Source organism: Amycolatopsis plumensis (assembly GCF_042652605.1).
Classification (GTDB): Bacteria; Actinomycetota; Actinomycetes; order Mycobacteriales; family Pseudonocardiaceae; genus Amycolatopsis; species Amycolatopsis plumensis.
On record NZ_JBHSJY010000001.1, the window covers coordinates 3,212,368 to 3,236,335 of the forward strand.

Genomic DNA, 23,968 nt, shown 5'->3' on the forward strand with positions numbered 1-23,968 from the left:
GGTTAGGGTGGGTGACAGTTTCGTGGTGGCCGGGGTTACGGAGCGCACATGACGCAGGACAACAACACTGGGGACCAGCCGCCCCCGGAGCCGCCGAAGCGCGGCTCGATGAGGTTTCAGGACTCGAACACCCAGCCGAAGCAGCCTTCGCTGGCCGAGCAGCGGGCCCGCCGGCAGGCGCTGGCCCAGGAGGAACGGAACGAGGAGCTGGCCCGCCAGGCCGACGCCAAGGCGGCGACGCGGCGCAAGGTCCTGATCGGCAGCGGCGTCACGGTCGGGCTCGTCGGCCTGGTCGCGACGTTCTACACGGTGGCGAAGACCGAGAACGTCACGGCGGTCTGCACCGACAAGGACGGCGTCGTCGTCCAGAACGACGACTACTGCGACGACAACTACGTCACCAGCCACGGCGGCTACCACAGCGGTGGCTTCCTGTTCCTGCCGATCCCGGGTGGCGGCTACAACAGCTACCGCTACAACTACGGCGGCACCGGCGTGGTCGGCCAGCGGGTGACCGGTGGCTCGTACGACCCGCCGTCGGCCCGCACGAACGTCACGACGAAGACGGGCAAGTCCGTCCAGCGCGGCGGGTTCGGCATCAGCGGCAAGAGCGGCAGCGGCGGCAGCGGCAAGAGCGGGGGATCGTAGGTGTACCGGGATCGGCGAGAGCCGCGGCGCGACTGGCAGCGGATCGTCGAAGAGCAGGGGCTCGTCTACGGCACGCCGGCCCGCGACGCCAGCGGCCGGGTGCGGCCGTACTGGGACGAGTCCGTGCACTACGTCTTCGAAATGGACGAGGTCCTGTCGCTCGAGGCCGACGTCGAACTGCTGCACTCGATGTGCCTGGAAGCCGTCGACAACGTCGTGACGACCGAGGGCTACCGGCGGTTCGGCATCCCCGAGTGGGTCTGGCCGCACATCGCCGAGTCGTGGAAGCGGCAGGACCCGCACGTCTACGGCCGGTTCGACCTGCGCTACGACGGCAAGTCGCCGGCGAAGCTGCTGGAGTACAACGCGGACACGCCGACCACGCTGCTGGAGGCGTCGCTGCTGCAGTGGCACTGGAAGACCGACGTCTTCCCGGACGACGACCAGTGGAACTCGATCCACGAGAAGCTCGTCGAGCGGTGGACGCAGCTGCAGGGCAAGCTGCCGTCGAACGAACTGCACTTCACCTGGTCGGCCGCGGATCCGAGCGGCGAGGACAACGTCACCACGGCGTACCTGCAGGAGACGGCGGCCGAGGCCGGGCTCGACACGGTGGGCCTGGCGATCGAGGAGATCGGCTGGGACCCGGTGCTCAAGCGGTTCGTCGACCTCGAAGAGGCGCAGATGGCGACCGTGCTGAAGCTGTACCCGTGGGAGTGGGTGGTCGACGAGGAGTTCGGCCGCCACGCCGTCGAGTCGCTGCCGCGGACGCTGTGGATCGAGCCGCTGTGGAAGATGATCCTCTCCAACAAGACGCTGCTGGCGATCCTGTGGGAGAACTACCCGGGCCACCCGAACCTGCTGCCCGCGTTCGCCGACGACCCCGGCCTGCTCACGGAGTACGTCCGCAAGCCGAAGCTGGGCCGCGAGGGCGCGAACGTCCAGATCGTCGCGACCGGCTACGAGACCCAGACCGACGGCGTCTACGGTGCCGAAGGCTTCGTCTACCAGGCGTTCGACCCGCTGCCCGAATTCGACGGCTACCGGCCGGCGCTCGGCGCGTGGATCGTCGGCGACAGCTCCGCCGGGCTGGGCATCCGCGAAACCGGCGGCCTGGTCACCGACGACGGTGCGGCCTTCGTCCCACACCGCATCGTCGAGTCGTGATAAAACACCCCATCGCTGACCTTCCGGGAGAAAACTCGTGACCTCGACGCTTGCGCTGTCCGACACGTTCGGCTCCGATCTCGTGCGGGGGATCGGCGCGATCCTGCTGTACGGCGTCATCGGCCTGCTGCTGATGTTCGCCGGGTTTTGGGCAATCGACTGGACCACGCCGGGCAAGCTGTCGAAGCTGGTGACGCAGGGCCTGCCGAACGCCGTGATCGTGACCGCGTCCGGGCTGCTGGCCATGTCCTTCATCGTCGTCGTGGCGATCTTCAACTCGGCCAGCGACCTCACCGAGGGCCTGATCACGTCGCTGGTCTACGGCCTGCTCGGGATCGTCGTCCAGGTCGTCGGGGTGCGGCTGCTGGAGTGGGCGACCCGCATCGACGTGGCCTCGACCATTGAGAGCGAGAAGTTCGCCCCGGTGAGCATCGTCGTGGCGGCGGCGCACGTCGGCCTGGGCCTGGTGGTGGCGGTCGGCATCTCCTGAGCGGTTCAGGCCGGGCGGCGAGGTCGTTCTCCAGGGGCTTCGCCGCCCTCGAGCTGCCGGAGCACGCCGAGGTCGTCCCGCACCGCCCAGTGTTCGGCCAGCCGCCCGTCGCGGACGCGGAAGATGTGCACCGCTTCCGCGACGATCCGCCGCCCGGTCGGCTGCCGGCCGGCGAAGCTGCGCTCCAGCCAGCCCCGCACCACCCGCATCATGTCGGTGCCGCGGCGCCCGCTGACGTGGTCGAGGAAGTCGGGCGCGAACGCCTCTTCGAGGATGGCCTCGTCGCCGCCGACGAGGTAGTCGACGTACCGCACGGCGAGTTCGGCATCGGACGTCATGGGCGGCCCCTTCCCACTATCGGAAGTCGTGGGCCGTCCAGGCGCGTTACGGCATGATCGTGGCCGTGCTGGGCCGTTCGCACTAGCGTGGGGTGCGTGCGCCTGCTGAGGACACCGGACGACCGGTTCACGGACCTGCCCGATTTCCCGTACGAGCCCCGCTACGCGGAGCTGCCGGATCCCCACGGCGGGCGGATCAGAGTGGGGTACGTCGAGGCAGGCCCGGCGGACGGCCCGGTGGTCCTGCTGCTGCACGGCGAGCCGAGCTGGTCGTTCCTGTACCGCAAGATGCTGCCGGTGCTGGCGGCCGCGGGCCTGCGGGCGATCGCCCCGGACCTGGTCGGCTTCGGCCGTTCCGACAAGCCGGGCGAGCTGGCGGACCATTCGTACGCCCGGCACGTGGAGTGGATGCGCGCTTTCGCGTTCGACGCGCTCGACCTGCGTGACGTGACGCTGGTCGGCCAGGACTGGGGTGGCTTGATCGGGTTGCGGATGGTGGCTTCGTCGCCGTCCCGGTTCGCGCGGGTGGTGGCCTCGAACACGGGCCTGCCGACCGGGGACACCGACATGCCGGCGGTCTGGCACCAGTTCCGGGAAGCGATCCAGAAGGCCCCGGTCCTGGACGTCGGCCGGTCCGTGCAGGCGGGCTGCCGGACTTCGCTGTCCTCGGAGGTCCGGGCGGCGTACGACGCGCCGTTTCCGAACGAGATGTACAAGGCGGGGCCGCGGGCGATGCCCTCGTTGGTGCCTTATCGGCCGGATGATCCCGCTTCGGACGCGAACCGGGCGGCGTGGAAGACGTTGACGGAGTTGGAGATTCCGTTCCTGGTGGCGTTTTCCGATGGGGATCCGATCACGGGTGGGATGGCGCCGGTGCTGCGGCGGGCCATGCGGGGGGCTGCTGGTTTGGAGCATCCGGTGATTGGTGGGGCTGGGCACTTTTTGCAGGAGGACAAGGGGGAGGAGCTGGCGGAGCACGTGGCGCGGTTTGTGCGGGGGTGAGCTGAGCAGCCCGATTTCCACGCTACCGGAGGGCACGGCGAAACGGTGTCCTCTGCCAGACTTCGCCCCATGGACGGCGTTCTGACCAGCGTGATCGCGATATCCGGAACCTTGGCCGGCTCGAGCTTCACCTACCTGTTCGGCCTGCTGAACAGCCGTCGAACCGAGCGAGTCGCTCGTGACGAGCGGCTTCGGCAGGAGCGGATCAACGCCTACGTGGCTTTCGCGGGGGCGATGACCGAACTTCGGCAAGCCGTGATCACGACGTGGTTCATCAAACAGCGAGGCGACGAGGAGAAGAAGCGTGCCGCGTACACGGAATCGGACAAGCGCGGCGCTGCCGCCGACCACACCCGGCTCAGGGTGCAGATGCTCACCGAAGACGCCGAACTCCTCCGGCTCGCCGACGCGGCCTTCGAACCGATCAACGGGTTGCACGACGCCCCGGATCTCACCACGTTGCGGAAGTACGAAGAACAAAGCCAAGCGATCCTGTCGGCGTTCATCGAAGCCGCCGGCCGGCTGGTCCGGTAACCACTGCGCGGTTGTGCCGGGCTGAGCAGCCCCCGATTTCCACGGGACCGGAGGGCACCGACGGAATCGGTGCGCGCCGGTGGGGTTGCCCGCGGCTGTCCACAGCCGGGCTTGCGCGGCAAGTCGTGCACAGCCCGAGCGAGGATCCACCGACACAAACCGCCAGCCGGCGACGCAAGGCAACCAATAAACGTCACCCGACCTCCATCGCCCCTCATCCCCGCCTTCTCATCAGCGTCGGCTGAAATCCCACCGGAGGGGCGGGGGAGGCCGGACCCGCTCTGCCGAGCGTTTACCCTGCCGCATCAAAAACCTCTGCCGCAGCAAGGTAGGAAACCGCGGCTTCAAAGACAAAAGAATGTCCTCGCCGGACGGGCAGGCTCTGGGATGACCCCTCTTCGCCGCTGTTCTCTCTCGTTTTCGGGTGGGTCGCTGGGTGGTCATCCCGTCGCCTGAACGAGGCCTATCACTTTGAGCCGGGCCCGCAAGCTTGCGCTGTTCTCTCGCGTTGGCCTGTTGGTTGCGGGCCCGGCTCAAAGTGATTCGACGGCCTCAGGCGACGGGATGACCACCCTGCTCCTTTGGTTTCACAGGGCTGCGTGGGTTGCTGCCAGTGCGTCCAGCAGGATTTCCAAGCCCTCCTGGGCTTCCTCGGCTGTCAGGGTCATGGGCGGGCCCAGCCTCAGTACGTTGCCGTGCAGGCCTCCCTTTCCGATCAGGAGCCCGCGCTTCTTCGTCTCCTCCAGCATCCTTGCCGCTGCTGGGACGTTCGGGTCCGTTGTTCCCGGCTTGATCAGCTCGACGCCGATCATCAAGCCCTTGCCGCGGACCTCCGCCACGATCGGCGAGTCGGCCGCCCGGAGGCCCGACAGCAGTTGCTCCCCCCGCGCCGCGCAGTTCGCCTGGAGGTCGTGGTCCTTGATGTAGTCCAGGACCGCCGTTGCCCCGGCCATCGAGACCGGGTTGCCTCCGAACGTCGAGAACGACTGGGCCTGGAAGCAGTCCAGCACGTCTCCGCGGGCCACGACCCCGCCCACCGCCAAGCCGTTGCCCAGGCCCTTGGCGAACGTCATCATGTCCGGCGTCACGCCGTGGGCTTCGATGCCCCAGAAGTGCTCGCCCGTGCGGCCCCAGCCCGTCTGGACCTCGTCCGAGATGAACAGGACGCCGTACGCATCCAGGACCTCCTTCATCGCCCGGAACAAGCCGTCCGGCGGGAGGCTGAACCCTCCGACGCCCTGGATCGGCTCGGCGATCAGACAGGCCACGTCGCCCGCCGTTGCCGTGTCGAGGACGTCCACCAGATCCGCGACGCACGCGTCGATGTACTCGGCGTCCGGGAGCGCACGGAACGGGCTTCGGTACCGGTAGCCGCCGTGGACGTAGTTGACCTTGACCGGGCTGAGGGCCGAGGCCGACCAGCCGCGGTTGCCGGTGATCGCCACCGTTCCGAACGAACGGCCGTGGTACGAATTGCGCATCGCCAGCACCTGGTTGCTGCGTCTGAACTGCGTGGCCAGCATCAGGGCCGTGTCGTTGGCCTCGCTGCCCGAGTTCGTGAAGAACACCTTCGCGTCCGGGATGTTCGACAGCTTCGCGATCCGCTCGGCCAGCTCGACCTGGGACCGGATCAAATACAGGGTCGACGTGTGGAGGATGCCCGTGTCGAGCTGCTTGCGGACCGCGTCGCCGATCTCGGCGACGTCGTAGCCCATCGAGTTGGTCAGCACCCCCGCGAAGAAGTCCAGGTAGGTGCGGCCCTTCGAGTCCGTCATCCGGCGGTCGTGCGCGTGCACGATCTCGATCGGCTCCTCGTAGAGCAGCGACATCCAGGACGGCATGACTGCGCGGTGCCGGGCGAGCAGCTCATCGGTCATCGAACGCCTCCTCGGGGTCTCAAGCGAGTATGAGGAGGCCGTGAACAGCGCTTCAACGATCAGACTGTCGGGATAACCCAGTAGGGCCGCACAGTCTGTACGGACTACCCTCTGACCCGTGATTGACCCCAGGACTCTGCGCGATGACCCGGAAGCCGTGCGCGCGTCGCAGCGCGCTCGTGGTGAAGACGAGGGCGTGGTCGACAAGCTGCTCTCCCTCGACACCCGGCGCCGGTCTTCGATCGCGGCCGCCGACAAGCTGCGCAACGAGCAGAAGCTCCTGGGCAAGCAGATCCCGAAGGCGCCGCCGGAGGAGAAGCAGCAGCTGCTGGCCACGGCCAAGGAGCTCGCCGCGCAGGTCAAGGCGGCCGAGGCGGAGCAGAACACCGCGTCGGAGGAGTTCGACCAGCTCTTCCGGACCCTGCCGAACCTCGTCCACCCGGACGCCCCCGTCGGCGGCGAGGACGACTTCACCGTCCTCAAGCACGTCGGCGAGCCGACGAAGCTCGGCTTCACCCCGAAGGACCACCTCGAGCTGCTTGAAGGCCTCGGCGGCGTCGACATGGAACGCGGCGCGAAGGTCTCGGGGTCGCGGTTCTACTTCCTCACCGGCGTCGGCGCGCAGCTGCAGCTCGGCCTGCTCAACATGGCCATCGCGCAGGCCCTCGAGAACGGCTTCACGCCGATGATCACGCCGTCGCTGGTCCGCCCGGAGATCATGGCCGGCACCGGCTTCCTCGGCTCGCACTCGAGCGAGATCTACCACCTCGAAGACGACGACCTCTACCTCGTCGGCACGTCGGAGGTGCCGCTCGCCGGCTTCCACGCCGACGAGATCCTCGACCTCGAAAACGGCCCGAACCGCTACGCGGGCTGGTCGTCCTGCTACCGCCGCGAGGCCGGCTCGTACGGCAAGGACACCCGCGGGATCATCCGCGTCCACCAGTTCGACAAGGTGGAGATGTTCGTCTACGCCAAGCCGGCCGACGCCGAGGCGGAGCACGAGCGGCTGCTCGGCTGGGAAGAGCAGATGCTCGCGAAGATCGAGGTGCCCTACCGGGTGATCGACACCGCGACCGGCGACCTCGGCACGTCCGCGCACCGCAAGTTCGACTGCGAGGCGTGGATCCCGACCCAGGAGACCTACCGCGAGCTGACCTCGACGTCGAACTGCACGACGTTCCAGGCCCGCCGCCTGTCGGTCCGCTACCGCGACGAAAACGGCAAGCCGCAGATCGCCGCGACGCTCAACGGCACCCTGGCCACCACCCGGTGGATCGTCGCGATCGTCGAGAACCACCAGCAGGAGGACGGTTCGGTCCGCGTGCCGGAGGCGCTGCGGCCGTTCGTCGGCGGCAAGGAAGTCCTCACGCCTCGCTGAATCGGGCGGATCCGAGGTGCTGCTCCGTTCGTCCCAGTACAGTCCGGGCCGAACGGGAGGACTTCATGCGGATCAAGTGGCAGGTTGCGGTCGCGCTGGCGGCCGCGACCGTGGTGACCGGCTGCACGGTGACGGTCGGCGGTTCGGCGTCGCCGGTGCCCGGCCAGGGCCCGGTCGTCAAGGCCGTCGACGCCTGCGCGCTGCTCGACGAAGCCCAGGTCGACGCCCTCGGCTACAAGTCCCCGGGTAAGCCGGTCAAGGAGAACAAGGACCGGCTCCAGCCGCCGATGTGCCTGTGGAACTCGAAGGACGACGTCGAGCCGCTGGCCATCCTGAACGTCGGCCTCGCCGCGGACCTGGACTTCAACGAGTACATCTCCGGTGCCGTCAAGAAGTCCGAGCCGCAGCAGATCGGCGGCCTGAACTGGACGCAGTACGCCTCGATCATGCCCGACGACTGCACGTTCTACGCCCTGCTCGGCGCCAAGTCGTTCGCCTACGTCGGCGTCTCGGCGGGCAAGCTCGACCGGTCGTGCGAGCTGGCCAAGCTCGCGATCCCGCAGGTCGCGGCCCACCTGCCGGGCGGCCAGGACGCGCCACCGATCACGCCGTCGGCGTCGGCGAAGCCCGAACCGGGCGGGCCGCTGCTGTCGGCCGACCCGTGCGCCATGCTGAAGCCGGAGCAGGTGGCCCAGCTGAAGGACATCTCGCCGGACGGGAAGAAGGACACCTCGTCCACGGTGCCGAACGCGTCGTTCTGCCTCTGGGACGACACCGACGGCGACGGCGGCCAGAAGGCGTTCGAGGTCTGGTTCGGCCCCAGCACGCCGGTCGGGGAGTGGCCGGGCGCGAAGGGCGTCAACCCGACCGAGACCGTCGACGTCGGCGGCCGGAAGTGGGGCCTGTTCCCGAACATGGGCGGCCTGCGGGTGACCTGCGGCGCGACCCTGGCGATCACCGACACGTCGTCGGTGCAGGTGGTCAGCGGCTTCATCGGCGACGACGCGAAGACCTGCGACACCGTGAAGCAGGGCCTGCCGCTGGTGACCGCGAACCTGCCGGGTTAGTCCTTCGACACCTGGTCGGCGATGTGGCGCGCGATCTCCAGCGCGCTCGTCGCGGCCGGCGACGGCGCGTTCAGGACGTGCACCTGGTCGCGCGCGGTCTCGATGAGGAAGTCGTCGACGAGCGAGCCGTCGCGGCGCATCGCCTGGGCCCGCACGCCGGAGCCGTGGCGGACGATGTCGTCCTCGGTGACGGCCGGGACGAGCCGGGCGAGGCTCGCGGCGAAGCGTTTCTTCGAGAACGAGCGGCGGACTTCGTCGAGGCCGGTCGGGAACGCGTACTTGCGGGCGAGCCGCCAGGCGCCCGGGAAGGCGGCGACCTCGGCGACGTCCTTCGCGGAGAAGTCGCGCCACCGGTAGCCCTCGCGGCGCAGCGCGAGCACGGCGTTCGGGCCGGCGTGGACGCTGCCGTCGAGCATGCGCGTGAGGTGCACGCCGAGGAACGGCAGCGTCGGGTCCGGCACGGGGTAGATCAGGCCCTTGACCAGGTGCCGCCGGTCCGGCTTGAGCTCGTAGTACTCCCCGCGGAACGGCACGATCTTCGCCGACGGCGTCAGCCCGGCCAGCCGCGCCACCCGGTCGGAGTGCAGGCCGGCGCAGTTCACCAGGGCGTCGGCCTGGACGACGTCGTCGCCGGTCGCGACCTCGACCCCGCCGTTGCGCCCGGCCCGGATGGCCACCGCGGGCGAGTTCAGCCGCAGGTCGACGCCGGTCTCGTCGAGCAACCGGACGAGCGTGTGGCAGACGGCCGGGAAGTCGATGATCCCGGTGGATTCGACCCGCAAGGCGGCCACGCAGGCCACCTCGGGCTCGTACTCACGCGCTTCGGCGGGCGAAATCTGCTTGGCCGGGACGCCGTTGGCCTCGGCGCGCTCGGCGAGCGTGGCCAGGGCGGGAATCTCGCTTTCGCGGGTGGCGACGACGAGCTTCCCGCACACCTCGACGGGCACGCCGTACTGCCGCGCGAAGTCCACGATGGACCGATTCCCGGCCACGGACATCTGCGCTTTGAAGGACCCGGGCTTGTAGTACAGCCCGGCGTGCACGACGTTCGAGTTGTGCCCGGTCTGGTGGGCCGCCCAGCGGGCTTCCCTTTCCAGGACGGTGACGTCCAGCCCGCGCCTGGTCAGCTCCCAGGCCACGGCCAGACCGACGATCCCGCCCCCGACGACTACCACATTACGCACGGTGAGAGGCTACGCGAGTCTCACCAGGTGGTTAAGAAAGGCCCGCCACGCGGTGGCCGGATGCTGCCTACGCGCAGGGCCGGGTCCAGTCTGCCGAGTCATCGATCTCCTCGGCCAGCCTCGCGATGAAGCGCGTGGAGTCCGCCGGGCTCATGGCGACCGCTTGAACGCCCTTGACCGCGGCGCGGTACTTCCGCACGTCGTGGTCATCAGGCACGAACGCTCCCGAACCCAGGTGTTCGAAGTACACGACCGAACTCTTGTCCATCAGTGAGTACAGGATGAATGGCCCGGCAATTCCGGGATGCCATCCGCAGTGAGCCGGAACCACTCGGACCGTGATGGTGCGGTAACCGGCGACTTCCACGAGGGACCGCAGCTGCTCCGCCATTGTGCCGGGACTTCCTATGCGGTCGCGGAGCGCGGCTTCGCCGATGAGCGCTTCGAAGAGAGCCGGATCAGCTCCGACGATGCGGTGGCGCCGCTCCAGCCGCACCATCACCCGCTGATCGATGTCGTACTCGGATGACCAGTAGCTGCCGAAGAGCGCTCGGGCGTAACCAGGCGTTTGGAGCAGCCCGGGAATGCTCATCGGCGACCATTCGACGATGGACTTCGCCGCCTTCTCGCATTCGATCACCGCGGCGAGCTGCACGCCGGCGGGGCCGTAGGTGATCCAGCCCGGTTCCGAAGCGCCTCTCGCGAGAGCGAGAATTTGCTGCTTCCGGGCACCGACCACCCCGAGCGCACCCAGGATGGCGGTCACATCCTCCAAACGTGGGTTGCGCAGGCCGTACTCCCACTGGCTGAGCAGCTGGAAGTGGATCCCGATCCGCCGCGCCAGCTCTCGCAAACCGCAGCCGGCGTCCGTTCGGACCTCTCGGATCGCGGCCGCGAGGGTCCGGGCTCGCGGGGTGACCGTGTCCGTCTTGGGCATGGTGGCAATTTACGTGTCCGAATTCGCGGACAGCTCTCGCTCGATCGAGTGCTCCCGCCCCGTCCGGTACGCGCGCTCGAACCCGTCGACCCCCAGCGACTCCACCAGCCGCCCCCGGACCGCCGTCACGTCCGGGTCGCCGCTGATCGCCGTTCCGCGGACCGTTGCCGCCGTGCCCAGGAGCATCGCCGCCTGTTTCGGCTCCGCTGCTCCCGCCAAGCCCTCCAGCGCGAACGCCACCACGTCGCTCGCGTTCCACTGCCGTCCGATCAGCAACGCCGAGCGGTGCAACGAGACCGCTGATGCCCGGTCGCCCTCCGCCACCGCCAGCCAGCCCAGGGAAACCAACGCCGTCGCGCGGACCGACTCCGCCGCGAACGAACCGCTCGCGCACTCTGCCAACGCGCGCTCGCACAGCTCCCGGGCCGCGGCCAGATCGCCCGACTGCCGGGTCAGGTTGGCCAAGCCGACGTACGCCGCCGCGCGGGATTCCGGCATGCCCGCACTGCGGGCTGTTGCCGCCGCCAGTTCGTAGTCCGCTCGGGCCCGCGCGTGATCTCCCGACAGCAAGTGGGTCCACGCGCGGCGGCAGATCAGGTCCGCGACGTCGTCCGTCGCGCCGATCTCGTGCATCAGGCCGAGCGCCTCGTCCATCAGCGGCAACGCGGCCGCGTACTCGCCGCGCCAGGTCAGGAGCTGGGACAAGTGGTCGAGCGCCATCGACAGGCCCCACCGCTCGCCCAGCGCGCGGAACTGCGTCGCGCCTTCGCGCAGCCCTTCCTCCGCACCCGCCAGGTCGCCCGACATCATCGCCCGCAGGCCCATGCCCATCGGCAGCAGCGCCCAGCCCCACGCGTCGCCGGCGGCCAGCAGGCTCTTGCCGCGGCCGAGCAGCTCGGCGTCGTCGCCCGGCGGGCCGACCACCACCCCCAGCAGCATCACCAGCATCGGGTTGCGGGGCGCCCAGTTCTCGTCCGTCGCGTACCGGCGGACCAGCGGCAGGTACTGCTCCAGCGACTCGTGCCGCTGCCCGGCGAGCGCGCCGAGCACGCACACCAGGAACTCCTCGACGTACTCCTCGCGCAGCTCTGGCGAACACCGCGACACCACGGCCAGCGACAGCCCGGCGCCTTCGAACCGCCGCCCGCGCATCCACCAGTACATCGCCAGCAGCGGCACCAGCCGCAGCGCCAGCGCGACGTCGTGCTCGGTCGACCAGCGCAGTGCGGCCAGGACGTTGTCGTAGTCGGCGTCGATCCGCGCGAGCCAGTCCAGCTGCTCCGCGGTGCGCAGCTTCGGGTTCGCTTCGGCCACGAACCGCAGGAAGTACTCCGCGTGCGCGCGGTGGAACGTCTCCGCTTCGCCCGCTTCGGCGAGCTTCTCGCCGCCGAACGCGCGGATCGTCTCCAGCATCCGGAACCGCCCGCCGACGGCCTCCACCAGTGATTTGTCGGCCAGCTCCGGCAGCAGGTCGACGTCCGCACCGCACACCTCGGCGGCGGCCGCGGCGGTCGCCCCACCGGCGAACACCGCCATCCGACGGGCCAGCGACCGTTCGTCGTCGGTCAGCAGCTCCCAGCTCCACTCGACGACCCCGCGCAGCGAGCGGTGCCGCGCCTCGGCCGTCCGGCTGCCGCGGGCCAGCAGCCGGAACCGGTCGTCGAGGCGGGCCGCGATCTCGCCGAGGGAGAGCGTCCGGACGCGGGCCGCGGCCAGCTCCAGGGCCAGCGGCAGGCCGTCGAGGGCCGCGCAGACGTGCTGGACGTCGCCGATCGTCGACTCGTCGAGGGTGAACGCGGGATCGCTCGCGGCCGCGCGGTCCGCGAACAGCCGGACGGCCGCGAACTCCCGGGCCTGCGTGGCGGACGTCCCGGGCGGCGGGACGGCCAGCCGCGGCACCGGCGCCAGCTGCTCGCCGGTGATGCCGAGCGGCTCGCGGCTGGTGGCCAGCACCCGCAGTCCCGGACACGCCGCGAGCAGGCGCGCGGCCAGCCGGGCCGCGGCGTCGACGACGTGCTCGCAGTTGTCGAGCACGAGCAGCACCGGGCAGTCGCGCAGCGCCGACACCAGCCGCTCGACGGGGTCCTGCGGGCCGCCGCGCGCGCTCTCGCGCAGGCCGAGCGCGGCCAGGATCGCGCCGGGGACGTCGGCGCCGCCGTGCGGGGCGAGCTCGACGAACACCGCCGGCCCGGCCTGAGCCGCCGCCTCGACGGCCAGCCGGGTCTTGCCGGCGCCACCCGGCCCGGTGAGCGTGACGAGCCGGGCGCGCGCCAGCAGCTCCGCCACCTGCCGCAGCTCGGCGTCGCGGCCGACGAAGGTGGTCAGCTGCGCGGGCAAGGCCGGGAGGACCGGCTTCTCCGTTTCGCCGCGAAGCACCGCGAGGTGCGCTTCGGCGAGTTCCGGGCCCGGGTCGGCGCCCAGCTCGTCGGCCAGGGTGCGGCGGGCGTCCTCGAACGCGGCGAGCGCGTCGGCGGGCCGTCCGGCGGCGGCCAGCGCCCGGACCAGCTGCGCACGCGGCCGTTCTCGCAAGGGCTGCGCGGTGACCGTGTCCCGCAGGCCGGCGAGGACGTCTTCGGCCTGCCCGAGCGCCAGCCGGGCCTCGACGTGGTCGTCCACGGCTTCCGCGCGCAGCTCCTCGAGCCGCGTGGCCTGCGCGGCGGCGAACGGCGCGTCCGCCACGTCCGTGAACGCGGCCCCGCGCCACAACGCCAGCGCCTCGCCCAGGACCGTCGCGGCGCGCGCGTGTTCGCCGTTCTTCAGCAGCGCGCGGCCTTCGCGGGTGAGCCGTTCGAAGCAGTGGACGTCCACTTCGTCCGGTTCGACGACCAGCCGGTACCCGGCCGCGGTGAACTCGACCGGCGCGAGGTCCTTCAGCGCCGTCCGCAGCCGCGACACCTGCGACTGGAGGGCGTTCGCGGCGCCGTCCGGCGGGTGTTCGCCGTACATGCCGTCGATCAGCCGCTCGGCCGGCACGAACCGCCCGGCCTCGAGCGAGAGCAGCGCCAGCAGCGTCCGCGAGCGCGGGCCGCCCACCGCCACCGGCGTGCCGTCCCGGCGCCACGCGGCGACGGCCCCCAGCACCCCGAATCGCATGGACCCCAGCCTAAGACGTCCCCGACCTGGGGGAAGCGGTACTCCAAACAGGAGTTCGGCGTGGTCCTGTGAATCACCTGAGCGTGCGTCTATACACTTCGGCGGGTCCCCACGCAATGGGAGAGGTATGTCCACCGAGAGCATCGCCCTGGGTCAACCGACCGTGGGGGAAGAGGAGCTCGCTGCCGTCGCGGAGGTCTTCCGCTCCGGCTGGCTCGCGGGTGCCGGCCCGGCGTGCCGCCGCTTCGAGGAGCGGTTCGCCCAGGTCACCGGAACCGCGCACGCGTTGACGACCGCGAACTGCGGTTCGGCGCTCTTCCTCGGGCTCAAGGTCCTCGGCGTGCAGCCGGGCGACGAGGTGATCGTCGGCGACTACACCTTTCCGGCGACCGGCCACGCCGTCGTCCAGGCGGGCGCGAAGCCGGTGTTCGCCGACATCCGCCCGGACGTCTTCAGCGCGGACCCGGCGCACGTCGAAGCCCTGATCACGCCGAAGACGGTCGGCATCCTCGCCGTCGACGTCGCGGGCCAGCCCGGTGACTTCGACGAGTACCGCGCGATCGCCGACAAGCACGGCCTCTGGCTCTTCGAGGACGCCGCCTGCGCCGCGGGAGCGACGTACAAGACGCGCCCGGCCGGCAGCCTCGCCGACCTCGCCGCGTTCTCCTTCCACGGCCGCAAGGGCATCACCGCGGGCGAAGGCGGCGCGCTGGTCTCCGACCGCGAAGACCTCATCGCGCACGCCCGCAAGCTGCACACCTACGGCATCGAGCCGGCCATCAGCCGCGAAGGCTCGGACACGCTGCCCATCCCGGAGTTCCACGAGCTCGGCTACAACTTCCGGCTGTCGGACGTCCAGGCCGCGATCATGAACGTCCAGCTCGACCGCCTCCCGGACCTCCTTGCCGCCCGCCGCTCGGTCGCGAAGCGCTATCACGAGGCCTTCGCCGACGTCGAGGCGCTGACCGTGCCGGTGGAGCTGCCCGACCGCGAGCACCCGTGGCAGGCGTACCTGCTCACGGTGGCGCCCGAGGTCAGCCGCGACACCCTTGCGCTGCGGATCCGCTCGCAGGGCGTCCAGTGCAACTTCGGCACCTACGCCTCGCACCTGCAGCCGATCTACGGGCCTCAGGCCCCGCTGCCCGTCTCGGCCGACGCGTTCGCGCGTCAGCTCGCCATCCCGATGCACGCCAACCTCACCGACGCGGAAGTCACCCGGGTCGCCGAGGTCGTGCGCGAAGCCGTGCAGTCCCTGTCCTGAAGCCGCCGACCGAGGAGAAATTGGTGTCCGACAAGAAGGTGCTCTTCACCGGGGGTGGCGGGTTCATCGCCGCGCACGTGATCCCGCTGCTGCTCGAAGGCGGCTACACGGTCCGGATCTTCGACAACATGACCCGCGGCGACCGCGCGCGCGTCAACGAGTTCGTGGCCACCGGCAAGGTCGAGCTGGTCGAGAAGGACGTCCGCTACGGCGGTGCGGTGCGCGAGGCGATGCGGGGCTGCACGCACGTCATCCACTTCGCGACGGTGTCGATCAACAAGTCGATCGCCGACCCGCACGAGTCGATCGACATCAACATGATCGGCAACCACAACGTCTTCGCCGCGGCCGCCGACGAGGGTGTCGAGCGGCTGGTGTTCGCCTCGACCGCGTCGGTCTACGGCGACCCGAAGCGGCTGCCGATGCACGAGGACGACGAGCTGCGCCCGCTGACGCCGTACTGCATCTCGAAGCGCGCCGGCGAGGACCTGCTCGCTTTCTACGAGCGCCACAAGGGCCTGTCCTGGAACGCGCTGCGGTTCTTCAACGTGTACGGCCCGGGCCAGAAGATCGAGGCCTACTACACGTCGGTGATCAACCACTTCATCCAGCGCCTGCGCGCCGGCCAGCCGCCGATCATCGACGGCCGCGGCGACCAGTCGATGGACTTCGTGCACGTCACCGACCTGGCGCGGGCCGTCGTGGCGGCGCTGGAGTCGGAGAAGGCGAACGTGCCGATCAACATCGGCACCGGGATCGACACCTCGATCGCCGCGCTGGCCAAGATCCTCATCGAGGCGGTCGGCGTCGACGTCGAGCCGCTGTTCAACGAGCGTGACGTGCTGGTCTCGCGGCGCGCCGCCGACATCGGCCGGGCGCGGGACGTCCTGGGCTGGGAGCCGCGGATCACCGTCGAGGACGGCATGCGGGATCTGGTCAAGGAAACCGAGTGAACACCTCCGCGGGGCCGGCCCAGGGACGTGCCATGCGCATCGCGGTGGTGAACAACTTCTTCCCGCCGCGCGTGGGCGGCAGCGCGCACATGGCCGCGTCGCTGGCGGCGCAGTTCGCCGCGGCCGGGCACGAGGTCCTGGCGGTCACGGCGGCGTACGGCGACGCCCCGGCCGAGGAGGAGCGCGACGGCTACCGCGTCGTGCGCCTCCCGGCGGTCAAGATGCCGCAGATCGGCCTGTCGATCGATTTCGACATGAGCTTCGCGTCGCTGCGGCCGGGCAACTGGCGGCGGCTGTGGAAGCTGCTGGACGAGTTCAAGCCGGACGCGATCCACCTGCACGGCCAGTTCTTCGACCTGTCGTGGCTGGCCGGGATCTGGGCGCGGCGGCACGACGTGCCGGCGCTGCTGACCATCCACACGCTGCTGATCAGCGACAACAAGCTGTACGGCGGCGTGTTCCGGCTGCTCGACGCGGTACTGGTCCGGCCGATCCTCGCGTACCTGAAGCCGAAGTACGTGATCCTGGACAAGCTGGGCGTCGACTACTGCGTCGCCCGGTACGGCACGAGCGACGCGAACTCGGAGTACTTCCCGATCGCCGTCGACACCGGTCACTTCGCGAAGCCGGTGACGAAGGACATCCGCGCGGAGCACGGGATCGGCGACGCGCCGCTGATCGTGTCACTGGGCCACGTGATCCCGCTGCGCAACCGGCTGCCGCTGATCGAGGCGCTGCCGTCCATCTTGGACAAGCACCCCGGCGTCCGGGTGGCCGTCGTCGGCCGCGTGTACCACGACGCGTTCCTGAAGCGGGCCGCCGAGCTGGGCGTCTCGGACGCGCTGATCGTGACGGGCGCGGTGCCGAAGGAGGACGTCCCGGCGTACTTCGCGGCGGCGGACATCGTCACGCACGACCTCAACGGCGGCTGCGGCACGGCGTCCCTCGAGGCGATGCTGTCCGGCACGGCGACGATCGCGTCGGTGACCGAGGACAACTACCCGGGCATCGAGCTGCGCAACGGCGAGAACGTGCTGCTGGTGCGGCCGGACGACGCGGAAGCGGTGGCGCGCACGGTGATCGAGCTGCTCGACGACCCGGCGCGCCGGGCCCTGATCGCGCAGCGGGCGTCCGAGATGGTGCGGTCGAACTTCGGCCTCGACGTCGTCGCGGAAGAGCACCTCAGGACCTTCGAGAAGCTGGTGTCGGAAGCCGATGTTCTTCGATGACGAGCGCAGCCACCGGCTGCGCCCGCAGATCCTGACCGAGCTCGTCTCGCAGTACATGAACGACGCCGAGCGGGCGCAGTTCTACGGGCTGCCTCCGACGTGCCGCGTGCGCGAGCGCGTGAAGATCATCAGCCCCGAGAACCTGAAGATGGGCGACCACTGCTGGGTGGGCGAAGGAGCGGCCCTCGACGCGAGCGGCGGGCTGGAGATCGGCGAGCACACCAGCATTGGCCTGAACACGCTGATCTTCACGCATTCGAGCTGGCTGGCGAACATGACGCTGCAGAACCATTCGGGCAGCGACCTGATCGAGCGCAAGCCGGTGAAGATCGGCAAGGGCTGCTTCATCGGCGGCCTGGTGGTGATCATGGCGGGCGTGACGATCGGCGACTTCGCGACGGTGCAGCCGAACTCGGTGGTGGCGAAGGACGTCCCGCCGAGAACGCTGGTGGCGGGGAATCCGGCGCGGGTGTTCCAGCGGTACGACGAGAAGTACATCCAGTCCGAAGTGGACCGGGTACGCGCCGAGAACGCGCGCCGGCGGGCGATCGCGGAGGAACGCGGCGGAGACGCGACCGGCTGGGGAGCCCCATCGGGCGACTTCTCGGAGTAACTTTCGCGGGTGACTGGGGAAAGAACCGAACGACCCGACGACCGCCTGCCATCCGTGCTCCGCTTCACGACCGAACTCGTGGCCTGGGTGGCCACGCCGTGGGCGCTGGCGAGTCATTCGTGGCTGCTCGCCGTGCTGTCCGTGGTGGTGCTGATCGGCCTGCCGACGTGCTTGGCCACCCCGGGCGACAAGGCGAAGGTGATCATCGCGGTGCCGGGCTGGGTGACGATCCTGCTCGTCGTGCTGCAGCTCGTCGCGGCCGTGGCCGGCTCGTGGCTCGCCTGGCCGGTGTGGGCGGCGATCGCGGTGTCCGCGCTCGCGGCCGCCACCGTGGTCACCGAACAGCCGCGCTGGCGGTGGCTCGCTCGGGCCACCGAAGCTGGATGACGGCGGCACCGGCGCCGTACGCCGGCGCCGCCGTCGTGAAACCGCCCGGTCCTCCCGGCGGTGAAGTCCGGTGCGCGGATCCGCACGGAGCCGCACGCTGGCCAATCTAGTACTCGGTGACCCAGTGCGAGATATCGCTTACGCAACGTTTCAACGCTTCCCGGTATCCTCGCAACCGCCGAGAAGCAACCTTCCGGCGCTTCGGCCGTCGCTGGGAAGGACGGAACGAGGTGACGCATGGCGCGGGGCGACGAAGAATTCGCGGAGTTCGTCCGCGCGTCGTCGGCCCGGCTCACGCACGCCGCGTTCCTGCTCACCGGCGACCGCCACCAGGCGGAGGACGCCGCTCAGACCGCCTTCACCCGCACCTACGCCGCCTGGTCGCGGGTGCGGCACAAGGACGCCTACGGCTACGCCCGGACCGTCCTGGTGAACCACGTCATCGACGGCTGGCGGCGGCCGATCCGCGAGTACGCCGCCGAGACCCTGCCCGAGCAGCCGGACCGCCTCGACGTCGGCAAGGCCGTCACCCAGCGCGAGTGGCTCACCGCGGTGCTCAAGAGGCTGACCGATCGCGAACGCGCGGTCGTCGTGCTGCGGCACTTCTTCGACCTCCCGGAGGCCGATGTGGCCCGTGAGCTCGGCGTTTCCCTGGGTACCGTGAAGAGCACGAACTCGCGGGCACTGGCCAAGCTGCGGGTCGAGGCGGACCCGGAGGACACGCTGATCGGGAGGGGCGGGCGGTGAACGAGCTCGACGACTTCCGCGCCGCCCTCCGGCAGCCGCCCGAGGAACCCTTCGCCGAGCCCGACCTGGCCAGGATCATGGCCGACGGCACGCGCCTGCGCCGTCGCCGCCGCGTGCTGACCGGCGCCGCGGGGGCGGCCGCGGCGGCCGCCGTCGTGCTCGTCGTCGTGTTCGCCATCCAGCTGCGGCAGCCCGCGCCCGCGCCGGTCGCGCAGCCGCCGTCACCCGCGCCGTCCGTGTCCGCGACGTCGACGGCGGCGCCCGCCGAGCGGCCGATCGGGGCCGTCGTCGGCACCGGGATCCGGACTCCGGACGGTGAGATCGTCCTGTACGCGCGGGCCGTGAACGAGCCGTCGCTGCCGAACGTCCGCTTCGGGCTGGTGGCCGGCTTCCGGTCCGGGAGCTCGCTGCAGGCCGTGCTGGCGACGAACGAGACCCGCGGAACCGACCTGTCGTTCGGGTTCCACGCCACCGACGGCGGCGAGGTGGTCCGCAACCAGCTCATCCCGGTCTTCGGCTACTTCTCCGGCCGGGCGGCGCGGATCACGACGACGGTGCGCGGCAAGCCGGTCGAGGCCCGCCTGGCGACGTGGACCGCGGACCCGACCGTGGTCATCTTCTGGTTCGATCCCGCCGAGGTCCCCAACTCCGCCGTCCTGACCCCCCTGATCGCCTACGACGCCGACGGCAAGCGGCTCACCAAGTAGGCGGTACCCGCCCACCCGGTGCGGGCGTAAGACGTGAATCGTGACCTCTCGACGAGCGTTCCTCACCGCGTCGGCCGCGCTGGGCATGGTGGCCGCCGTTCCGGCCGGCGCCACCGAACTCGGCGACCGCGGACTCGGTGTCCCGACACGGCCTCAGCGTCCCGACGCGGAGCTGCGGGCCCTGCTCCGCCAGGTCGACGAACGGCGGATCGAAGCGACCGTGCGGCGGCTGGCCGCGTTCGGCACCCGGCACACGCTGTCGGCGCAGGACGACCCCACGCGCGGCATCGGCGCCGCGCGTGACTGGCTCTTCGCGCAGTTCCAGCAGATCGCGGCCGCCTCCGCGGGACGGCTGACCGTCGAGCTCCAGTCGTACGTCCAGCCACCCGCCGACCGGATCCCGGTGCCGACGACGATCACCAACGTCGTCGCGACGCTGCACGGATCCACCGATCCCGGCCGCGTGTACGTCGTTTCGGGGCACTACGACTCGCGCCGCTCCGACGTCATGGACTTCACCGGGGACGCGCCGGGTGCCGACGACGACGCTTCCGGCGTCGCGGTCGCCCTGGAGCTGGCCCGGGTGCTCTCGACCCGGCAGCCGGCCGCGACGATCGTCTTCGCCGCCGTCGCCGGCGAGGAACAGGGCCTGTACGGCTCGCGGTTCATGGCTCAGCAGTTCAAGGCGGCCGGCACCGACGTCCAGGCGATGTTCACCGACGACATCGTCGGCTCGAGCCGCGCCGACGACGGCACGCGCGACCCCTTCACCATCCGCCTCTTCGCCGAGGGCGTCCCGACGGCCGAGACGCCGGCCGAGGCGAACCTGCGCCGCAGCATCGGCGGCGAGAACGACTCCCCGCCGCGGCAGCTGGCCCGGTTCGTGAAGTCGGTGGCGGAGAACGACGCGACCGGCATGACCGTCCGGGTGATCTACCGCCGCGACCGCTACCTGCGCGGCGGCGACCACATCGGGTTCCTGGAACAGGGCTACCCGGCGGCGCGGTTCACCGAGCCGAACGAGGACTTCGCCCACCAGCACCAGGACGTCCGCGTCGAGAACGGTGTCCAGTACGGCGATCTGCCGGAGTTCTGCGACTTCCCGTTCATCGCGCGGGTCGCCCGGGTGAACGGCGCCGCGCTGTGGTCGCTGGCCACCGCGCCGGGCACGCCGAAGGGCGTGAAGATCCGCACGGCGGCGCTGACCAACGACTCGGACCTGCTGTGGACCGCCACCCCGGGCGCGACGAGCTACGAAGTCGTCTGGCGCGAAACGACGGCCCCGGACTGGACGCACGCCATCGACGTCGGCCCGGCACTGACGGCGAAGATCGACCTGTCGAAGGACAACGTCTTCTTCGGCGTCCGCGCGGTGGGGCCGGCCGGGCGCCGGAGCCCGGCCGCGTTCCCGGCGCCGGTGAGCTAGGCCGCGGCCTGGGTCAGGACCTGCTCGACGACGTGGTGCGAGGGCAGGATCAGGTCGCGCTCGGCGTCGGCGTCGATCTTGCCCTCGAGCAGGTCGCAGAACCGGTCGAGCTGGGTCGCGAGGGGCTCCCGGGCCGTGACGAGCTCCGGGATCTCGATGACCGTCTGCTGCCGGTAGCCGAGGCCGTCCGGGGTGACCGAGTCGTGCGAGACGTGCCGGTAGATCGTGACGTCGCGGCGCAGCAGGTCGATCTCGATCAGCCGGTCGAGCTCGGACACCACCAGCGACCGGACCTTCTTCTGGCCCAGCCGGGACGCCGACACCGTGGCCAGGCCGGTCGGGAAGGACAGCACCGTCTCGATGGTGTCCTCGGCGCCTTCGACCGACTGCGGGTGGAAGTAGCCCGCGCCGGACGTCACCCGCGACGGCGTCGCGCCGCCGAAGAACTGGATCGCCAGGTCGACGTCGTGCACCAGCAGGTCCCACGCCACGCCGGTCTTGATGCGGGGCGCGTACGGGCCGTGGCGGCGGGCCATCAGGTGCACCGGCTCCTGCACCAGCGCCCGCGCGGTCATCACCGCCGGGTTGTAGCGCTCCAGCAGCCCGCACATCAGCGGGATGTCGTTCTTCGCCGACAACGCGACGATTTCCTGGGACTTCTCGAAGCTGTTGCAGACCGGCTTCTCGACCAGCATCGGCTTGCCCTGGCGGAAGATCTCCTGCGCCAGGTCGTAGTGCACCTCGGTGGCCGACGCGAGCACCACGGCGTCCACATCGGACAGTTCGCCGATCTCCGGTGTCCACCGCGTTTCGTACCGGTCGGCGACGGTCTTGCCCGCTTCCTCGCGCGGATCGATCACGCGGACCAGGTCGACGCGCTCGTTGCCGGCGAGCACGCGGGCGTGGAGGGAACCCATGTTCCCGGTACCGACCAGAGCGATCCGATGCGTCATGCGCCCAGTACCTCGCGAACGGTTTCGATGATGGTTTCCAGGTCGGATTCGGACAGGTGCGGGTGCACCGGCAGCGACAGCGCCTGCTCCGCGACGCTGCGAGCCACCGGGAAGTCCTCGACGCGCGCGCCCGGGATCAGCTCGTGCTCCGCGTAGCAGTCGTAGTCGAAGACGATCTTCGGGTAGTAGATGCCGTTGCCGATGCCGCGCTCGGTCAGCGCCGCGGCCAGCTCGTCGCGCGAGAGCATCGCGTGCGGCCCGACCAGCACGGTGTACTGGTGCCACACGTGCTCGCGGCCCGGCAGCACCTGCGGGACGTCCAGGCCCGGTGTGCCCGCGAGCCCCTCCGAAAGGCGCTTCGCGTTCGCCTGGCGGGCCGCGGTCAACTGGTCGAGCTTCGCCAGCTGCGGGATGCCGACGGCGGCGTGCAGGTCGGTCATCCGGTAGTTGTGGCCGGCGACCTCGTACTGGTAGCGGGCGCGCATGCCCTGGTTGCGCAGCACGCGCAGCTTGTCGGCCAGCTCGTCGTCGTCGGTGGTGATGACGCCGCCCTCGGCGGTGGTGATGTTCTTCGTCGCGTACAGCGAGAAGCAGCCGATGCCGAAGGAACCGGCCGGCTTGCCCTCGAACGACGCACCGACGGCCTGCGCCGAGTCCTCGATCACCTGCAGGCCGCGCTCGGCGGCCAGGGGCGCGAGCTTGCCCATGTCCGCCGTCTGGCCGTAGAGGTGCACCGGCATGAGCACCTTGGTGCGGTCCGTCACGGCGGCCGCGGTGTTCTCGGGGTCCATCGCGAAGTCGTCGCGCCGGATGTCGGCGAACCGGACGGTCGCGCCGGCCTCGAGGATCGCGTTCAGCGTCGCCACGAAGGTGAACGGCGAGGTGACGACCTCGTCGCCCGGCTGCAGGTCCAGCACCTGGAGCGCCGCGACCAGCGCGGTGGTCCCGTTGTTGACCGCGATCGCGTGCTTCGTCCCGGAGACCGCCGCGAAGGCGTCTTCGAAGCGCTTGACCATCGGTCCCTGTGCGATGGACCCGGAGCGCAGCACCTCGACGACGAGGTCCTCCGCGTCGCGGACGTCGACCACGGTGATGGGGATCATGGGCTGTCTCTCTCGGCAGGCGATTTCGGTGCGTCCGGTACAGTGAGCCGCCGGATCTGCGCCCGGCCGCCCTGCAGCAACGCGGGCCACACGTTACCGGGCGCGGCAGCGCGTCCAGTACCCAGCCGCCGACGAACGGATACCCGCCCGTGGCCAACCGCATCCACCCGACCGCCGTCATCGGCGAGGGCGTCGAACTCGGTGAGGGCAACGTCATCGGCCCGTTCGCGGTGATCGCCGGGCCGGCGCGGATCGGCGACGGCAACTGGATCGGCCCGCACGTGACGATCGGCACGCCCGCCGAGGACCGCGGCCGTCCCCACCCGGCGGCGTGGGAAGAGGCCCCGTCCGGTGACCCGGATCACGACGGTCACGGCGTCGTCATCGGCAGCCGCAACCGGATCCGCGAGTACGTGAGTGTCCACCAAGGGACCTGGCGGACGACGACGGTCGGCAGCGACGGCTACTACCTCCGCAACGCCCACATCGCGCACGACTGCCTGGTCGGCGACGGCGTCACGATCGCCTCCAACGCCGTCACCGGTGGCCACTGCCACATCTGGGACGGCGCGAACCTCGGCATGGGCGCGATCCTGCACCAGAAGGTCGTGATCGGGCCGGGCGCGATGATCGGGATGGGCTCGGCGGTGCGGCGCGAGATCGGCGCGTTCACCATCGCCGTCGGCAACCCGGCCCGCGTCACCGGCATCAACGTCGTCGGCCTGTCCCGCCGCGGTCTCGACGAGGAGACGATCGAGGCACTCGGCCCGTGGCTGAAGGGCAAGGAAGGTCTCCCGGACGTCACGCTGCCCGGCGACCTCTCTACCTTGGTAAAGGCGTGGGACGCTCGCCCGCGCGACGAGCACTAGGA

23 protein-coding genes are annotated in these 23,968 nt (G+C 70.4%); 16 read left to right on the forward strand and 7 right to left on the reverse strand.

The genetic code is table 11. From position 1 onward, the window contains the following. Nucleotides 1-48: 48 nt before the first annotated feature. The 3 genes from ACFPLC_RS15290 to ACFPLC_RS15300 are packed head-to-tail and all read left to right on the forward strand — an operon-like array spanning nt 49 to nt 2,305. Nucleotides 49-648 carry a hypothetical protein gene (locus tag ACFPLC_RS15290; protein ID WP_378197348.1) on the forward strand — a complete coding sequence of 200 codons (600 nt, stop codon included), beginning with the start codon at nt 49-51 and terminating at the stop codon, nt 646-648. After that, a complete protein-coding gene (locus ACFPLC_RS15295) occupies nt 649-1,815 on the forward strand; it encodes a glutathionylspermidine synthase family protein (RefSeq protein WP_378197345.1) in 1,167 nt (388 codons plus the stop codon). It abuts the gene before it with no gap. A gap of 37 nt (nt 1,816-1,852) precedes the next feature. Then, the gene (locus tag ACFPLC_RS15300; RefSeq protein ID WP_378197342.1) at nt 1,853-2,305 is read left to right on the forward strand and encodes a DUF350 domain-containing protein; all 453 of its coding nucleotides are present in this window, start codon (nt 1,853-1,855) and stop codon (nt 2,303-2,305) included. A 5-nt stretch (nt 2,306-2,310) separates the two neighbouring features. On the opposite strand, the gene ACFPLC_RS15305 is transcribed toward ACFPLC_RS15300, so the two are convergent. After that, the gene (locus ACFPLC_RS15305; protein WP_378197339.1) at nt 2,311-2,643 is read right to left on the reverse strand and encodes an ester cyclase; all 333 of its coding nucleotides are present in this window, start codon (nt 2,641-2,643) and stop codon (nt 2,311-2,313) included. Between the two features lie 96 nt (nt 2,644-2,739). On the opposite strand from ACFPLC_RS15305, the gene ACFPLC_RS15310 reads away from it, so the two are divergent. Further along, nucleotides 2,740-3,645: a haloalkane dehalogenase gene (locus tag ACFPLC_RS15310; protein ID WP_378197336.1), complete on the forward strand. Its 906-nt coding sequence runs from the start codon at nt 2,740-2,742 to the stop codon at nt 3,643-3,645. A gap of 69 nt (nt 3,646-3,714) precedes the next feature. Continuing rightward, a complete protein-coding gene (locus ACFPLC_RS15315) occupies nt 3,715-4,179 on the forward strand; it encodes a hypothetical protein (protein ID WP_378197333.1) in 465 nt (154 codons plus the stop codon). 587 nt (nt 4,180-4,766) lie between these two features. Here ACFPLC_RS15315 and ACFPLC_RS15320 read toward each other — a convergent pair. Further along, complete coding sequence (locus ACFPLC_RS15320; RefSeq protein ID WP_378197331.1) at nt 4,767-6,056, reverse strand: aspartate aminotransferase family protein; 1,290 nt, start codon at nt 6,054-6,056, stop codon at nt 4,767-4,769. 118 nt (nt 6,057-6,174) lie between these two features. On the opposite strand from ACFPLC_RS15320, the gene serS reads away from it, so the two are divergent. Beyond that, entirely contained in the window at nt 6,175-7,437 is a 1,263-nt protein-coding gene (gene serS, locus ACFPLC_RS15325; RefSeq protein ID WP_378197328.1) for a serine--tRNA ligase, read from the forward strand. A gap of 65 nt (nt 7,438-7,502) precedes the next feature. Next, entirely contained in the window at nt 7,503-8,504 is a 1,002-nt protein-coding gene (locus ACFPLC_RS15330; RefSeq protein ID WP_378197325.1) for a DUF3558 family protein, read from the forward strand. Here the strand turns inward: ACFPLC_RS15330 and lhgO are convergent. The 3 genes from lhgO to ACFPLC_RS15345 form a co-directional block, all read right to left on the reverse strand. Further along, a complete protein-coding gene (lhgO, locus tag ACFPLC_RS15335; RefSeq protein WP_378197323.1) occupies nt 8,501-9,688 on the reverse strand; it encodes an L-2-hydroxyglutarate oxidase in 1,188 nt (395 codons plus the stop codon). The genes ACFPLC_RS15330 and lhgO overlap by 4 nt on opposite strands. A 67-nt stretch (nt 9,689-9,755) precedes the next feature. Beyond that, entirely contained in the window at nt 9,756-10,625 is an 870-nt protein-coding gene (locus ACFPLC_RS15340) for a helix-turn-helix domain-containing protein (protein ID WP_378197320.1), read from the reverse strand. A gap of 9 nt (nt 10,626-10,634) precedes the next feature. Next, nucleotides 10,635-13,718 (reverse strand): AfsR/SARP family transcriptional regulator, encoded by a 3,084-nt coding sequence (locus ACFPLC_RS15345; protein WP_378197317.1) that lies wholly within the window; start codon nt 13,716-13,718, stop codon nt 10,635-10,637. A gap of 127 nt (nt 13,719-13,845) precedes the next feature. Between ACFPLC_RS15345 and ACFPLC_RS15350 the strand changes: the two genes are divergently transcribed. From ACFPLC_RS15350 to ACFPLC_RS15385, 8 genes are all read left to right on the forward strand, one after another. Beyond that, on the forward strand, nt 13,846-14,979 hold the full coding sequence (locus ACFPLC_RS15350) for a DegT/DnrJ/EryC1/StrS family aminotransferase (RefSeq protein WP_378197314.1): 1,134 nt from the start codon (nt 13,846-13,848) through the stop codon (nt 14,977-14,979). Between the two features lie 23 nt (nt 14,980-15,002). Next, nucleotides 15,003-15,932: an NAD-dependent epimerase/dehydratase family protein gene (locus tag ACFPLC_RS15355; RefSeq protein WP_378197312.1), complete on the forward strand. Its 930-nt coding sequence runs from the start codon at nt 15,003-15,005 to the stop codon at nt 15,930-15,932. A gap of 32 nt (nt 15,933-15,964) precedes the next feature. Beyond that, nucleotides 15,965-17,161: a glycosyltransferase family 4 protein gene (locus ACFPLC_RS15360; RefSeq protein WP_378197309.1), complete on the forward strand. Its 1,197-nt coding sequence runs from the start codon at nt 15,965-15,967 to the stop codon at nt 17,159-17,161. Beyond that, a complete protein-coding gene (locus ACFPLC_RS15365; protein WP_378197306.1) occupies nt 17,148-17,774 on the forward strand; it encodes an acyltransferase in 627 nt (208 codons plus the stop codon). The genes ACFPLC_RS15360 and ACFPLC_RS15365 overlap by 14 nt, the downstream gene beginning before the upstream one ends. Before the next feature lie 9 nt (nt 17,775-17,783). Then, entirely contained in the window at nt 17,784-18,161 is a 378-nt protein-coding gene (locus tag ACFPLC_RS15370; protein ID WP_378197303.1) for a hypothetical protein, read from the forward strand. Nucleotides 18,162-18,398: 237 nt separating this feature from the next. Beyond that, nucleotides 18,399-18,908, forward strand: a complete 510-nt coding sequence (locus ACFPLC_RS15375; protein ID WP_378197300.1) for a SigE family RNA polymerase sigma factor — start codon at nt 18,399-18,401, stop codon at nt 18,906-18,908. Next, nucleotides 18,905-19,615, forward strand: coding sequence for a hypothetical protein (locus ACFPLC_RS15380; protein ID WP_378197297.1), 711 nt, complete (start codon nt 18,905-18,907; stop codon nt 19,613-19,615). The genes ACFPLC_RS15375 and ACFPLC_RS15380 overlap by 4 nt, the downstream gene beginning before the upstream one ends. A gap of 85 nt (nt 19,616-19,700) precedes the next feature. Continuing rightward, on the forward strand, nt 19,701-21,041 hold the full coding sequence (locus tag ACFPLC_RS15385) for a M20/M25/M40 family metallo-hydrolase (RefSeq protein ID WP_378197454.1): 1,341 nt from the start codon (nt 19,701-19,703) through the stop codon (nt 21,039-21,041). Here the strand turns inward: ACFPLC_RS15385 and ACFPLC_RS15390 are convergent. Next, nucleotides 21,038-21,994 (reverse strand): Gfo/Idh/MocA family protein, encoded by a 957-nt coding sequence (locus ACFPLC_RS15390; protein WP_378197294.1) that lies wholly within the window; start codon nt 21,992-21,994, stop codon nt 21,038-21,040. The two genes, ACFPLC_RS15385 and ACFPLC_RS15390, sit on opposite strands and share 4 nt — an antisense overlap. After that, the gene (locus ACFPLC_RS15395) at nt 21,991-23,097 is read right to left on the reverse strand and encodes a DegT/DnrJ/EryC1/StrS family aminotransferase (RefSeq protein WP_378197291.1); all 1,107 of its coding nucleotides are present in this window, start codon (nt 23,095-23,097) and stop codon (nt 21,991-21,993) included. Before ACFPLC_RS15395 ends, ACFPLC_RS15390 begins: the two co-directional genes overlap by 4 nt. A 149-nt stretch (nt 23,098-23,246) precedes the next feature. Between ACFPLC_RS15395 and ACFPLC_RS15400 the strand changes: the two genes are divergently transcribed. Continuing rightward, a complete protein-coding gene (locus ACFPLC_RS15400; protein WP_378197288.1) occupies nt 23,247-23,966 on the forward strand; it encodes an acyl-ACP--UDP-N-acetylglucosamine O-acyltransferase family protein in 720 nt (239 codons plus the stop codon). Nucleotides 23,967-23,968: the final 2 nt, after the last annotated feature.